Consider the following 14,922-nt stretch of genomic DNA (forward strand, 5'->3'; position numbering starts at 1 on the left):
GGTGCCCTCGGTAGCAATTCGCGAGGGGGTGTTGTCGTCGCTGCGCTTAATGAAGTCGCACTTTAAAACCTTGTACCGCAATGTGCCCTACGACCACTACGTATACAATTCAAAAGACCTGTCTAAGGTGCGGCAGTTCGCGACCGCGAATACCCTGCAAATTATGGTCATTAATATTCAGGCCTTTATGCGGGACGCCGGCGACGTTGAAAATTATGAGGACTTAAGTGCCGCAGAGATTAAAAAGCTGGCGGTGATTCACCGCGAGCAAGACAAAATGTCTGGAGTAAGGCCCATTGAGTTTATTCAAGATGTGCGGCCAGTATTGATTATTGACGAACCCCAATCGGTAGACGCAACCGTAAAAGCGCAGCGCGCGATTAATCAGCTCAAGCCGCTGCTGGCACTGCGTTATTCGGCCACCCATAAAAACCCCTACAATGTGATTTACCAGCTGGGGCCGGTTAAGGCTTATGATTTAAAGCTGGTTAAGCAAATCTCGGTGGCCTCTATTCAAGCCGAGAGCAATATTAACCAAAACTATATAAAGCTCAGCCACATTGGCTATAGCGGCAAAGCCAAAACCCCGTCGGCCACGGTGGTGATTTTTGACAATGGCGCTAATGGCACTAAAGAAAAAAGCGTTAAGTTAAAGCAGGGCACCGATTTGTCTGACCACACTAGCCGACAAGGTTATGAAGGCTATGTGGTAGACGAGATTTACGCCGAAGCGGGTGCAGAGTATGTGCGCTTTGCCAATAATGTGGTGTTGGAACCCAGCCAAGAAAAAGACGGCATTCACGACGAGGTACTCAAGGAGCAAATTAGGCAAACCGTAGAAGAGCATTTTAAAAAAGAGCGCAATTTGCACAAGCTCGGTTTGCCCGTCAAAGTGTTGTCGCTATTTTTTATCGACAAGGTTGCCAATTACCGTTACTACGACGACCAAGGTAATGTGCAAAAGGGCAAGTTGGCGCTGTGGTTTGAAGACGCTTATCAAGAACTGGCGCAGTCGCCATTATTTAACCACCTGCCAAAGCGAGAGCTAGCGCAGGTGCATAATGGCTATTTTGCCGAGGTGAAGAAAAAGGGCAAGGTGGTTGAGCTAAAAGACACCACGGGTAATACCGCCAGCGACGCTGAGGTGTATGAGCTAATCATGCGCGACAAAGAGCGCCTGCTGGATGAGTCTGAGGCGCTGCGCTTTATTTTTAGCCACTCTGCGCTAAAAGAGGGTTGGGATAATCCCAATGTTTTTCAGCTTTGTAGCTTGCGTGAATTTGGCAGCGAAAAAGAGCGGCGGCAAACTCTTGGTCGCGGTCTGCGTTTGGCGGTAGATGCTAATGGCGATCGAATTCACGACCCCAAGGTGAATCGCCTCACCGTGATTGCTAGCGAGTCCTTTGAGCAATACGCCAAAAACTTACAGGGTGAAATGGAGAAGGATATTGGCGGCGGCTTTAAATTTGGCCGTGTGCCAGCCATTGCCTTTGCGTCGCTGACGCTGAATAACCAAGACCCGCTGGGTCAAGAGCAGTCCCGCCATTTGTGGCAGGCCTTAAAGGCGCAGGGCTATTTGGATGACAAGGGCGATATTAGCGCCAAGTTCAAACCAGATGATCTATATTTTAGCTTGGACGTGCCCGCCGCCTATCAGCGGCTGGAAAATGACATTATTGATAAAATGCGCAGCTTTATGTTTGCAGGCAGGGTGCAAGATGCCCGCAAACGCACGTCTTTTAGCTATAACAAGCGCGTGGAATTGAATCCAGACTTTAAAGCGCTGTGGGAAAAAATAAGCCAAAAGACCCGCTATGCTATCGCGTTTGATACCCAGGCATTGATCGATCTGGCCAGCCATAAATTAAAATTGATGCCGGCGGTAAAACCGGTGACCTTAACCATAGCGCATACCCAAGCCAGTTTGACCGAGGCTGGCGTGGGCGCCGAGCGGCAAATTCAAACACCGCAAGCCCGCTATGTGGCTTCGCATACCGCACTGCCAGATCTACTTGGCTGCCTACAGGAACAAACCGAGTTAACACGGGCGACCTTGCTGGCGATATTGCGGCGCTGCGAGCGCTTAGGGGAATTTAAAAGTAATCCCCAAGGGTTTATTGCGGCGGCCAGTAAATACATTCATAAGGCCTTAGACGAGTTGTTGGTAGACGGCATTCGCTATGAAAAACTGGCGGGTGAACACTATAAAATGGAGTTGTTTAATGAGCCGGAGTTAGAGTCGTATTTCGACCGCGTGTATCAGGTTCGCCATGCCGACGACGGCGAGTTTGTGCAAACCCCCTACGATTATATTGAATACGATTCGCATATTGAGTGGCAAACGGCGCAGGCCTTAGATGGCGCTGAAAAAGTAAGGTTTTTTTGTAAGCTGCCGCGCTGGTTTACCATTCCGACCCCTGTAGGAGACTACAACCCAGATTGGGCGGTGGTGTTTGAAGATGATAAAAAACTGTATTTAATTCGCGAGACGAAAACCACGCACGACTCCGATAAACGGCGCTTGGAAGAAAATCTAAAGATACTCTGTGGCAAAGCGCATTTTGCGGCGCTGGATAATGTGAATTATCAGGTCGCTACATCGGTTGCTGAGTTGCTTACTCAGGATAAATTTAGCCGCGAGCGAGAAGAATGGTGTTTTAGTTTTGTGCTAAGCCAATAAGCCACAGAACGGCTTATTGGCTACTCGGCGGAGGGCTTAAACTGCGCCCTTGGCCTCTAAGGCGGCAACGTGCTCGCCGGAGTTGCGGTGTTCTTTGGCGTAGCTAAGTACGGTGCGACCGGCTTTGTTGGTGGCATTGAGGTTGCGATTGGTCTCTAGAAACATGTCAATAAACAGTTCGAAATCGTCGGCGCGCATGCTTTGGTAGGCTTTGAGCAGGGCGTGAAAATCCGCATCGGTACCTGCTTTGGGCTCTGAGGCCAAAAACTCTCTAACCCGGTCTTCGGTCCATACTTCGTCTAGAACCTTTTCTTTATCTTTTTTCATAATCGATTACCTAGTGGCTTGTGGGGGCGCTTAGCTGCCCAACTTTTCGTTTAAAAGTTTGTTGATCACGCCGGGGTTGGCTTGACCCTTGGAGGCTTTCATAATTTGACCAACAAAGAAGCCCAGCATTTTTTTGCGCTTTCCTTCATCGGCGCCGCGGAACTGTTCAACCTGGTCGGGATTGGCGGCGAGTACGTCGTCGACCATTGCGCCCAGGGCGCCAGTGTCGGAAACTTGTTTTAAGCCCTTGCTGTCGATGATGGCATCGGCGCTGTCGCCTTCGCCGTTCCACAGCGCCTCAAAGACCTGCTTGGCAATTTTGCCGGAAATGGTGTTGTCGACAATGCGCTGGATTAACCCCCCGAGCTGGCTTGCGCTAACGGGGCTATGCGCAATGCTGAGGCCGTCGCGGTTGAGGGCGGCCGAAAGTTCACCGTTTACCCAGTTGGCAGCGAGCTTAGCGTCGCCTGCCGTATCGGCTGCGGCTTCAAAATAATCGGCAGTGGCGCGCTCGGTGGTGAGCAAAGCGGCATTGTAGCTCGACAAGCCATAGGCTTGCTCAAAGCGCTGACGTTTGGCGTCGGGCAGCTCGGGCATGGTGGTTTTGAGCTGGTCTACTAGGCTTTGCTCGATGACTACCGGCAGTAAATCTGGGCAGGGGAAGTAGCGGTAGTCATTGGCTTCTTCCTTGCTACGCATGGCCCGGGTTTCGTTTTTGTCGCTGTCGTAGAGCCGGGTTTCCTGCTTAACCTTGCCGCCGTCTTCGATTAATTCAATTTGGCGCTGTACTTCAACCTTGATCGCCCGCTCAACAAAGCGGAAGGAGTTGATGTTTTTAATTTCGGCGCGGGTACCGTATTCCGCTTGGCCCTTGGGACGCACTGAAACGTTGGCGTCGCAGCGCAAGGAACCTTGCGATAGGTCGCCGTCGGATATATCAAGATAGGTCACAATAGAGTGAATTTTGCGTAAGTACGCCACGGCTTCTTCAGCGCTGCGCATGTCGGGTTCCGAGACAATCTCGATTAATGGTGTGCCAGCGCGATTGAGGTCGATACCCGTCATGCCGTGGTAATCTTCGTGCAAGGATTTACCGGCGTCTTCCTCTAGGTGGGCATGGTGCACGCGAATATCGCGGCTGCTGCCGTCGGCCAGGTTGATGGTGACAATGCCAGGGCCAACAATGGGGAAGTCCATTTGCGTGGTTTGGTAGCCCTTAGGCAAGTCGGGGTAAAAATAGTTTTTGCGGTCGAATACGGAGGCCATACAGATGTCTGCATCGATCGCGAGCCCAAATAGTATGGCTTTTTTCAGTGCCTGTTCATTGAGTACCGGCAGGGTGCCAGGCAGGGCCAGATCGACCGCGCTTGCCTGCGTGTTGGGTGCGGCGCCAAAGGCGGTGCTGGAGCCGGAGAAAATCTTTGTTTTGGTGTTGAGCTGGACGTGTACTTCCAGGCCAATAACTACTTCCCATTCCATAATGCTGTCCTTTATACGCTGCCGGGCGCGGCTTGACGGTGCCAGTCGCTGCGTTGTTGATATTGATGGGCGGCGGCGAGTAGGCTCGCCTCGTCAAAGTCGCGGCCAATCAATTGCAGGCCAATGGGTTTGCCTTGGGTAAAGCCCACTGGGAGTGAAATAGCAGGTAGGCCCGCCAGATTCACTGCAATGGTGTAAATGTCTTCAAGGTACATGGTTAGCGGATCGCTGACTTTCTCGCCCAGTGCAAAAGCAGGGTTTGGTGTGGTGGGGCCGGCGATCATGTCGACCTCCTTAAATGCTGCGTCGAAGTCCTGTTTGATCAGGCGGCGAATCTGTTGGGCCTTGCGGTAGTAGGCGTCGTAAAAACCCGATGACAGCGCATAGGTGCCGATGAGAATGCGGCGTTTAACCTCGGCACCGAAACCTTCGGCGCGGGTGCGGGTGTAAAGGTCGTCGAGGTCTTTAGGGTTTTCGCAGCGGAAGCCGTAGCGCACGCCGTCGAAACGGGACAAGTTCGCCGAGGCTTCTGCGGGGGCAATAATATAGTAGCAGGGCACGGCGAGATGGGTGTGGGGCAGGCTAATGGCTTTGATCTCGGCGCCGAGTTTGCGGTACTCGTCCAGCGCAGCTTCAACCGCCGCGCCGATGGCGGGGTCAAGGCCTTCGCTGAAATACTCTTTCGGTACGCCGATTTTTAAGCCTTTAAGATCTTTGTTTAGATTGCCGACAAAGTCAGGCACCGCGAGCTGCATGCTGGTGCTGTCCAACGGATCAAAGCCCGCCATCGCCTGTAAGAGCAGGGCATTGTCTTCGGCGGTTTTGGCCATGGGCCCGGCTTGGTCGAGGCTAGAGGCGAAGGCGATCATGCCGTAGCGAGACACGCGGCCATAGGTCGGCTTGATGCCGGTTAGGCCGCACAGCGCCGCGGGTTGGCGGATGGAACCGCCGGTGTCAGTGCCGGTCGCGGCTGGCGCGAGTCCGGCGGCAATCGCTGCCGCTGAACCACCAGACGAGCCGCCGGGGACGCAGTCGGTATTCCAAGGGTTGTGCACCTTGCCATAAAAACTGGTTTCATTGGATGAGCCCATGGCGAACTCGTCCATATTGGTTTTACCCAAGGTAACGGTACCCGCTTGCGCCATTTTGCTAACGATCGTGGCGTTATACGGGGCGATAAAATTGTCGAGCATTTGGGAGGCGCAGCTGGTGCGCACGCCCTCAGTGCAAAAAATATCTTTATGGGCGATGGGCACGCCGCACAGCAGGCCGCCATTGCCCTTTTGGCGAGCTTGATCGGCGGCGCGGGCCTGCGCTAAGGCGGCGTCAGCGGTCACAGTGATATAACTGTTATACCGTGGGTCGTGGGCGACAATGGCGTCTAAATACTGTTGGGTAATTTCTTCGCTGGAGAAGGTTTTGGCCTCCAGTCCGCGGAGGATGTCGGCAACCGTGTGATTGGGCATATATATGTAGCTCTTGGCAATATGTTTAATGTGGATGTCGCGCGGTGGGCAGCTGGGTGCCCAGGGGGCTCACTCAATAACTTGGGGAACCAAATACAGGCCGTCTTCGGTCTGCGGGGCAATAGCTTGGAAGTGTTCACGCTGATTGGTTTCACTCACTTCGTCGGCGCGTAGGCGCTGAACAGCGTCGTGGGGATTGGCCATGGCCACGACATTGCTGGTGTCCACTGCTTGCATAACATCGACCATATCTAAAATATCGCCAATGCGTTGACTGAGCTCTTCGGTTTCACTGTCGGCAACGTTGATACGCGCCAGTCTGGCCAGTTTGCTAATTTCGTTCTGGTCTAAACTCATGGGTCACCTAAATTCGTCGTTAATAGGCTGGCGCAGGCGTGTATTTTCGGTGTTTTGCTTGAGCGTGGCACCGAGGTTGCTTGGCAGACAGCAGTAAACCCGTAAACTTATCATATTTGCGCCTTGCCCTAAATCCCTGCCATTGATAGAGTGGCAAAGTTTTCAATTCAGGGGCATGCGAAAATTGCCGGGTGGCAATCTTTCGAGTCTCTTTAGCCTGGCTCTAGTCTAAATATACGGGCCGTATAAGGTGATACATACTAATGTTTAAACGAATTCGTGGCATGTTCTCCAACGATTTATCTATCGATCTTGGAACAGCAAATACGCTTATTTATGTTCGAGGTCAGGGCATCGTTCTCGATGAGCCTTCGGTAGTAGCTATTCGCGTACACAATGGTCAGAAAACCATTGAGGCGGTTGGTATGGAAGCCAAACGCATGTTGGGACGGACGCCCGGTAATATCACCGCCATTCGGCCATTAAAAGACGGCGTTATTGCCGACTTTCAAGTGACTGAGAAAATGCTGCAGCATTTTATTAAATTGGTACATCAAAATAGTTTTATTCGACCCAGCCCTCGGGTGTTGGTCAGCGTACCCTGCAAAAGTACTCAAGTTGAACGCCGTGCGATTCGCGAATCGGTACTCAGTGCCGGTGCGCGTGAAGTGCGTTTAATCGAAGAGCCTATGGCCGCCGCAATTGGTGCTGGTCTGCGGGTTGGTGAAGCCTCGGGTTCGATGGTGGTGGATATTGGTGGTGGTACCACTGAAATTGCTATTATTTCTTTGAACGGCGTCGTCTATTCCGACTCAGTGCGCGTTGGTGGTGACCGTTTCGACGAAGCGATTGTCACCCATGTGCGCCGCACTTACGGTAGCTTGATTGGCGATGCGACGGCCGAACGAATTAAGCAGGAAATTGGCTGCGCCTACCCCGGCAGTGAGCTGCGTGAAATTGATGTGCGCGGCCGCAACCTAGCCGAGGGCATTCCCCGTCGTTTTACTTTGAACAGCGACGAAATACTTGAAGCACTGCAGGAGCCTCTGCAGGTGATTATTCAAGGCGTTAAACGCGCGCTGGAGCAGTCGCCGCCTGAGTTAGCTGCGGATATCGCCGAAACCGGTATTGTCCTGACTGGCGGTGGTGCGCTGTTGCGCGGCATTGATCAGTTAATTGCCGATGAAAGCGCACTGCCAGTTATTATTGCCGAAGATCCATTGACCTGTGTTGCCCGCGGTGGTGGCAAGGCGCTGGAAATGATGGATCGGCACCATCTCGATATATTGTCTGCAGAGTAATAATGATTCGCCCTGTAGAGGGAGGACGCGGCAATTAAACCGGTATTCTCGAATGAGTCCTCGGTTGGCGGGCGCTTACTGCTGTTTGGTGGTATCGCGCTCGCGCTTATTTTGGTCGGCCAACGACTGGACTTTATGGCGCCGGTGCGCACTCAATTGTCACTTGTTGCTGCGCCATTCTACTGGGTAGTTGATGTGCCGAGTAAAATGCTGAGTGAATTTAGTGATATGCTCAGTACGCGTCGTGAGCTAATGGACGATAACGAGCGGCTGCGCGCTGAGTCCTTAATTCTGAATGCCAAATTGCAAAAATACATTGAGCTGCGCGCTGAGAACGTGCGGTTGCGAGAGTTAATGAATTCTGCCGAGCGTCTTAACGACACGGTTGTCGTGGCCGAAGTGGTGGCGGTTGCCTCGGACCCTAACCGTCATCAGCTGGTCGTAGATAAAGGTAGCCGTGATGGCGCTTTTGTTGGTCAGCCTGTGATTGATGCGACCGGCTTGCTCGGTCAAATTATAGAAGTCGGTTTATTGCAGAGTCGGGTGTTATTAATTACCGATAGCGCCCACGCCTTGCCGGTGCGAGTGAGCCGCAATGGTTTACGGGCGATTGCTGAAGGCACCGGACTTATAGACGAGTTGACCTTGACTCATGTCGCGGCTACCACCGATATTCAAGTCGGCGACTTTTTGGTTAGTTCAGGTCTGGGCGGCCGTTTCCCCGGTGGCTATCCGGTTGGTGAGGTTACCGACGTATCCATTGACCCCGGTCAGTCCTTTGCCGAAGTGCGGGCGAGGCCCATGGCGCAGCTCGATCGCAGTCGTAATGTCTTACTGGTTTTCAGTGAGCAGAAGTCGGAGGAGTAGCGCGTGGAATCGCATGCGCACGGACTGTGGTTTGTCGTAGTAAGTTTGTTGGCAGCGCTGCTGCTGAGTATTTCCCCGCTGAGCGGTGATTGGGCTTGGGCCCGTCCGGATTTTCTGTTATTGACCTTGGTGTATTGGCTGTTGGCGTTGCCGGAGCGGGTTGGCGTATTTGCCAGTTGGCTGTGCGGTATGGTGCTGGATATTTTGCAAGGCGTGGTGTTGGGGCAGAATGCGTTTGCGCTGGCCGTCATTGCCTACATTATTCAAGTCTCGTACCAGCGTTTGCGTATGTTTAGTTTGCGTAAACAGGCTGCGTTTATTTCCTTGTTGGAACTTTTCCATATTTTAGTCGATCAGTGGGCACAAAATATCAACGGTGTTGCCCAAACGCATTGGCTGGTGTTTTTACCCATTATAAGTACCGGTTTCTTGTGGTTGTTCTTGCGGCCGAGCATTGCTTGGTTGCAGCGTTTGTTTGCGGTCTACTGAAATGTCTGAAATAGTGATGCTGGCGTCGCAGTCACCGCGCAGGAAGGCATTACTTGCGCAGATTGGCGTTGCCGTTGAGGTGGTTGTCGCCGATATTGATGAGACGCCACACGCCGGCGAAGAGGCGGCCCAGTATGTGCGGCGCATGGCTAGGGAGAAGGCCATGGCGGTGGTAGATCGCGTTGGACTGGCGCCGGTGATCGCCGCTGACACGTCGGTGATTGTCGATGGCGATATTTTAGGTAAGCCGGAAAATCGGGCGCAGGCTCGGGCAATGTTGACGCGATTGAGTGGACGTACGCATCAGGTTATGACCGCGGTTGCGCTCTATGCGAAGGGCCAGCTGCGATTGAGCTTGGCGGTGACCGATGTCACTTTTGGCGATCTAAATGCCGAGCAGATTCATCGTTATGTCGCTACCGGTGATGCCGACGACAAGGCCGGAGCCTACGGAATACAGGGGGCTGCGGGAAAGTTTGTGCAACACATCTCTGGCAGTTATTCCGGAGTGGTGGGGCTACCATTATATGAAACGGCGGTTTTATTGAGTAATGCCGGAATCGGGTTAGAGTAAGGCCATGAGCGAAGAAATTTTGATCAATGTCACGCCGGTCGAGACTCGGGTTGCCGTGGTCGAAAATGGCGTGTTGCAGGAAGTGTATATTGAGCGCAGTCGCTCTCGGGGTATTGCGGGCAATATCTATCAGGGTAAAGTGGTTCGGGTTTTGCCGGGTATGCAGGCCGCTTTTGTTGACATTGGCTTGGAGCGCACAGGCTTTATTCACGCTTCGGATATAGCCAATTTAGATAGCGCCGACGGTGAACACGCGGATATTCGCACTAAAATTCGCGAGGGCCAATTGCTGACGGTGCAGGTTAGCAAAGATCCCATGGGCACCAAGGGTGCGCGCTTAACAACTCGCTTATCCGTGTCGTCGCGCTATTTGGTGTATATGCCTAACGCCGCGCATATTGGCGTTTCGCACCGAATTGATGACGACGTTGAACGTCAGCGTCTGCGCGATTTATTGGAATTAGAAGCTCTTGATGAGAGCGGTGACTTGCGGGACGGCTATATTCTACGCACGGCCGCAGAGGGCGCCGGCGAAGATGAAATGCGCGCCGATGTGCAATTTTTAAAACGTTTATGGGTGGCGGTTGAGCGACGGATGAAGCGCGATGTCGCGCCCAGCGTCATTTACGAAGACCTGCCGCTGTTTATGCGCACCATGCGCGACCTGGTGCGGCCAGGCTTGGAAAAAATCCGTATCGACTCCAAAGAAAATTTTCAGCGAGTGGCGCAATTTGCTGAGGATTACCTGCCGGAAATAGTCTCCCAGCTTGAATATTACCCCGGCGAGCGGCCGATTTTTGATCTCTATGGTGTTGAAGACGAAATTCAGAAAGCCCTTGGCCGCAAGGTTGAGTTGAAATCGGGTGGCTACCTGATTATCGATCAAACTGAAGCCATGAGCACCATTGATATTAATACCGGCGCCTTTGTTGGTCATCGCAATCTTGAAGAAACCATTTTTAAGACGAACTTAGAGGCGACGGCGGCGCTGGCGCGGCAGCTGCGCTTGCGCAATCTCGGCGGTATTATCATTATTGATTTTATCGACATGAAAGACCCTGAACATCGTCGCCAAGTCTTGCGAGCCTTGGAAAAGGCCATGGAAAAGGATTACGCCAAGACCTCGATCACGGGAGTGTCAGAGTTGGGCTTGGTGGAAATGACCCGTAAGCGCACCCGCGAAAGCTTAGAGCATATTCTGTGTGAGAGCTGTCGTTACTGCCATGGTCGCGGCTCGATGAAATCGCCGGAAACCGTTTGTTATGAGGTGTTCAGAGAAATACTGCGCGAGGCGAGAGCTTACGAGAGTAAACGCTTATTGGTGCTGGCATCCCAAGAGGTGGTTGATCGTTTGCTCGACGAAGAGTCGTCGAGCGTCGCTGACTTAGAAGAGTTTATTGGCGCGAGTATCCGCTTTCAAGTTGAAGCCGTGTATACCCAAGAGCAATATGATGTGGTGCTATTGTGATTCTGGCGATGGGTGTGAGTCTGCACGGCGATCACTGTGGGTGAATGGTGATGCTCGGGCGCTTATTTCGACAACTCTACAGCTTGCTTTGGGGTACCGCGCTGCTGGTATTGGTCTTGCTCGCCCTCTATGTCAGTTTGGGGCGGCAGTATATTGGTTTAGTTGACCGCTATCAGGACGAAATATTTCAGCGTGCTGAGGCGTATTCAGGCATTCCGCTGAAAGCCAGCGCGATATATGGTAGCTGGGCGGGCTTGTCTCCAGTTATTGAATTACTTGAATTTCAACTCGGTGAAAGTGGCGCTCTGCGCTTTGATCGCGGTCGTATTGAAATAGATTTACTTGCCACGCTCTTTTCTGGCACCCCGAAAATTCGCCAGATTAAAGTGGCGAAACTCGCGCTAGATTTACAACAGGATCGCGCTGGGCAATGGCATATTCCGGGCTTAGCTACGGAGAGCGGCGGCAGTCCCGACACCTTGATTGACTCGGTGTTGGGTGTGCGCAATGCCACCCTAGAATCGTTTTCGGTAAAGCTTCACTACGCTAATGGCAATCAAACCCAAATAAGCATGCGGGATTTCTTTTTGCGCAGCGATGATACATTTCGCCGAGCCTATGCCGAGTTAAATACTGACAGTGATGGCGATATTCAGTTATTACTTGAATCCTACGGCGATCCCCGCAATACCGAGCGCTTTAGCGCCAGCGTGTATTTAGCCATTGCTAATAGTCGTTTAAGCGCATTAACGCCGTTATTTAAAGACAGTGCACCGTTGATTGATAGCGAACTCAGTGGCGAGGTGTGGTTGAGCTGGCGGCAGGCGCAGCGGATCAGTATCAGTGGCGTATTAAAGACCCCGGCGCTGTCTTTGGGTGTACTGTGGAATTCTCAGGGTACCGTGCTTAATGATGTGAATATGCGGTTTAAAGGTAGTCACCGCGATGGTTTCTGGCAAATTGGCTTTTCTGAATTTGATGCGCGTTGGCAAGACCTGCAACTGGATCTGGCTGGCGTGTCTGTGCAGCGGCCCGAAGTGTCGCGGTGGCAATTTAGTCTGCCGCAGCTCGACCTTAATATTGCTAACACCTTGTTGCTCGAAAGCGAGGCGCTGAGCCCAGCGCTGCAAATGACGCTGGCGGAATTGGCGCCCAAGGGAAGCTTGGATAATATCCAATTAGATTTGCACATTTCGCCTACAGGATTTGAAGGCTTTAACTTACGCGCCCAAGCCAATGCCTTAAGTGTGGAGCCCTGGCAGGGTGCCCCTGGTGCAAAGGGCTTGTCTGGGTATATGGAAATTGCACCGAGGCGGGGTTTGCTACTCTTGGATGCGCCTCGCCTCGCCTTGGATTTTCCGCATCTTTATGAGCAGGCCTTCGATTTGCAAAACGTCAAAACCGAGTTGAATTGGGCGCTTGATGACGATTATTTGGCGCTCAGTAGTGGCTTGATAAAAGCCGACAATCAGGGCGTGCCTATATCGGCATTATTGCGATTGAACTTGCCACTGCACAAAGATACAGATGTCGAGCCCCAGATGAGCTTAGTCATTGGTGCACAGGATGCCGATGTCACCTTGCACCGACGGTTTACACCGACGGTATTGAGTGATGGTTTGCTTGATTGGCTAGGCGAAAGCATCCGCGCAGGCAGTGCCAATACTGCGGGGTTTATTTATCGGGGTTCACTGCTGGCGTCTACTGAGGACCGCCCTGCAGTGCAATTGCATTTGGACTTAAGCGATATCGAACTCGCATTCCACCCCAGCTGGCCCGTCATTACCGCTGCTAACGCCGAGGTCTTAATTGACAATGCCCTGGTTACTGCGACGGTGGCCGGCGCCGCTCAGCTCGATGGCTTAGCGGTGGACGATCTGCGCGTGGCAATAGGGCCGGATACGGAAGGCCTGTTTACATTAGATGTTAGTGCCAATGCGCGGCCAAACTTTACACAGGCCCAGCGTTTATTCACTGAAACGCCGCTTCATCAATCTGTCGGCAATGTTTTTGATGAGTGGGGTGGTGAAGGTGATGCTGACGTCGATTTCGCGTTACAAATGGCCCTGACCGAGACACCGAAAATTGATGTCAGCATCGACGCCGATATTAATTTCAACACGATTGAAATGCGCAATTATCGTTTGACCTTAAACGATGTAATTGGCCATTTACACTATCAGACCGAGGGCGGCATCCAGAGCCGAGGTTTAGGCGCTAAGCTGTTTGGCGAGCCTATTACGGCCAGTATTACGCAGCGCGGCGGGCAGCTCGCTGTCGATGTTAACGGCAATATCAATATGGCTAATATTGGGCATTGGACTGCCCAACCTGCAATGGGCTTTTTCCGCGGTAGCACGGCGGTCAAACTGCATATTCAGACCGGTTCGGACGCCGGCTTAGCAGTGACGTCTGATTTGCGAGGGGTGGATATTCTGCTGCCGCAGCCATTGTATAAAGCGGCGGATAAAAAACGCGATGTAAAAATAAGCCTGCCCTTTGGCGGCGGCCTTCAAGTGATGCATATCGACTTGGCTGAGCAATTGAGTTTATTACTCGGATTTCAAGACGGTGCTGCGATTAGCGCAAATTTACACGTGGGGGCGGCGTCTAAGCCGAATACCTGGCGAGATTTAAGCCCTGGAAAAATGCTGATAGGTGGCCGACTCGCGTTTGCTGATTTTGACCAGTGGCGGCGGGTTTATGACCGCTATGCTGAGTTGGCTGCCAGTAATGCGAGTTCAGAAGCGGGTTTAGCGTTTAGTGTTAAAGACCTCTATATCGATGAAGTGATGGTTTTCGATAATTTACTGGAGGCTGCGCAAATTTCTTTGCGCAGTGATCCCTATGCGTGGTTGTTGCATATTAATAGCCCGCAGGTACTTGGCGACCTTCACATTCCCCGGGCCGGGAGTGCGGCAGGTGACGTTTATAAATTGACATTAGACTACTTGAGCTTGCCTTCGCCAAGGGATTCTACGGCTAATTCCCTAGCGGGAGTGGATCCGCGAAGCCTGCCGAGCGTCGACCTAGATATTGTGAAACTGAGCATTGGCGATGAAATGATGGGGAGGCTCGGCTTTGACTTACGCAGTGATATCGACGGCGCACATTTTTATAATGTGCGTGGCAGCTTGCGGGGGATTGAGTTGGCAACGGTGGCTGGCAGTACTAATTTGCATTGGCTACAGGATGAGAATGGCCAAAATACATCCCAGTTGCGGGGCCAATTTGGCGTGGCTGACCTAGGTGATGTTTTAGAGGGTTTCTCCTACCCAAGGGTAATGGAAACTCGGCGTGGTAATTTTGATCTGAATTTGCAGTGGCCGGGAGCGCCCAGCGAGTGGACGCTCGCTGACAGTGAGGGCGAATTTAGCTTTTCTTTTAAAGATGGCCGGTTTTTAAAAACCTCGGATGCGGCCAGTGGCACTCTGCGAATTTTTAGTATCTTCAATATGGCCAATATTGTGCGTCGCTTAAAGTTTGATTTCCGCGACGTGTTTAAAAAAGGCATTTATTTTGACCGCATGCGGGGCGGCTTGAATCTCGTGAATAGTCAGCTGCACTTATCGTCACCACTGGATGTGCATGGGCCGTCGAGCCGTTTCCAGATGACGGGCGCCATTAATTTGCGCACCGAGGTGCCTGATTTGCGCTTAGTTGCCACCTTGCCGGTGGGCAGTAATTTACCCTGGATGGCGGCGTTGGTGGGAGGCTTGCCAGCGGCGGCCGGAGCCTATGTGGTGAGCAAGGTTTTTGAAGAGCAGATGGACAGTTTTTCCAGTGCGGTATATGAAATTTCGGGTACTATTCAGGAGCCTGAATTGATTTTTAAAAATATTTTTGACGACGAATCCTTTGATATTAGTACGCCGCAAAGTCGTAACACCGGCAAGCCGAGTTTAAAGTAATCG

11 protein-coding genes are annotated in these 14,922 nt (G+C 52.2%); 7 read left to right on the forward strand and 4 right to left on the reverse strand.

All coding sequences use genetic code 11. The features are described 5' to 3' along the window. A partial coding sequence (locus ABYP33_RS07025) for a hypothetical protein (RefSeq protein WP_373089841.1) occupies window positions 1–2,680 on the forward strand: 2,680 nt, incomplete at its 5' end. A 36-nt stretch (window positions 2,681–2,716) separates the two neighbouring features. Here the strand turns inward: ABYP33_RS07025 and ABYP33_RS07030 are convergent. The 4 genes from ABYP33_RS07030 to gatC form a co-directional block, all read right to left on the reverse strand. Further along, window positions 2,717–3,007: a PA4642 family protein gene (locus ABYP33_RS07030; RefSeq protein WP_373089843.1), complete on the reverse strand. Its 291-nt coding sequence runs from the start codon at window positions 3,005–3,007 to the stop codon at window positions 2,717–2,719. 30 nt (window positions 3,008–3,037) lie between these two features. Further along, window positions 3,038–4,486 carry an Asp-tRNA(Asn)/Glu-tRNA(Gln) amidotransferase subunit GatB gene (gatB, locus tag ABYP33_RS07035; RefSeq protein ID WP_373089845.1) on the reverse strand — a complete coding sequence of 483 codons (1,449 nt, stop codon included), beginning with the start codon at window positions 4,484–4,486 and terminating at the stop codon, window positions 3,038–3,040. 11 nt (window positions 4,487–4,497) lie between these two features. Beyond that, window positions 4,498–5,952, reverse strand: a complete 1,455-nt coding sequence (gatA, locus tag ABYP33_RS07040) for an Asp-tRNA(Asn)/Glu-tRNA(Gln) amidotransferase subunit GatA (RefSeq protein WP_373089847.1) — start codon at window positions 5,950–5,952, stop codon at window positions 4,498–4,500. A 69-nt stretch (window positions 5,953–6,021) separates the two neighbouring features. Further along, the gene (gene gatC, locus ABYP33_RS07045; RefSeq protein WP_373089849.1) at window positions 6,022–6,309 is read right to left on the reverse strand and encodes an Asp-tRNA(Asn)/Glu-tRNA(Gln) amidotransferase subunit GatC; all 288 of its coding nucleotides are present in this window, start codon (window positions 6,307–6,309) and stop codon (window positions 6,022–6,024) included. 263 nt (window positions 6,310–6,572) lie between these two features. Here gatC and ABYP33_RS07050 point away from each other — a divergent pair, with 263 nt between their 5' ends. The 6 genes from ABYP33_RS07050 to ABYP33_RS07075 are packed head-to-tail and all read left to right on the forward strand — an operon-like array spanning window position 6,573 to window position 14,919. Then, window positions 6,573–7,610, forward strand: coding sequence for a rod shape-determining protein (locus ABYP33_RS07050; protein WP_008251661.1), 1,038 nt, complete (start codon window positions 6,573–6,575; stop codon window positions 7,608–7,610). A 33-nt stretch (window positions 7,611–7,643) separates the two neighbouring features. Further along, entirely contained in the window at window positions 7,644–8,477 is an 834-nt protein-coding gene (gene mreC / locus ABYP33_RS07055; protein WP_373089902.1) for a rod shape-determining protein MreC, read from the forward strand. Window positions 8,478–8,480: 3 nt separating this feature from the next. After that, window positions 8,481–8,966 carry a rod shape-determining protein MreD gene (gene mreD, locus ABYP33_RS07060; protein WP_008251656.1) on the forward strand — a complete coding sequence of 162 codons (486 nt, stop codon included), beginning with the start codon at window positions 8,481–8,483 and terminating at the stop codon, window positions 8,964–8,966. Between the two features lies 1 nt (window position 8,967). Then, window positions 8,968–9,540: a nucleoside triphosphate pyrophosphatase gene (locus tag ABYP33_RS07065; RefSeq protein WP_373089851.1), complete on the forward strand. Its 573-nt coding sequence runs from the start codon at window positions 8,968–8,970 to the stop codon at window positions 9,538–9,540. A 4-nt stretch (window positions 9,541–9,544) separates the two neighbouring features. Beyond that, window positions 9,545–11,008: a ribonuclease G gene (rng, locus tag ABYP33_RS07070; protein ID WP_373089853.1), complete on the forward strand. Its 1,464-nt coding sequence runs from the start codon at window positions 9,545–9,547 to the stop codon at window positions 11,006–11,008. 50 nt (window positions 11,009–11,058) lie between these two features. Then, a complete protein-coding gene (locus ABYP33_RS07075; protein ID WP_373089855.1) occupies window positions 11,059–14,919 on the forward strand; it encodes a YhdP family protein in 3,861 nt (1,286 codons plus the stop codon). Window positions 14,920–14,922 lie beyond the last annotated feature (3 nt).

Origin of the sequence: Zhongshania sp., from assembly GCF_041584495.1 — a bacterium.
Lineage (GTDB): Bacteria > Pseudomonadota > Gammaproteobacteria > Pseudomonadales > Spongiibacteraceae > Spongiibacter.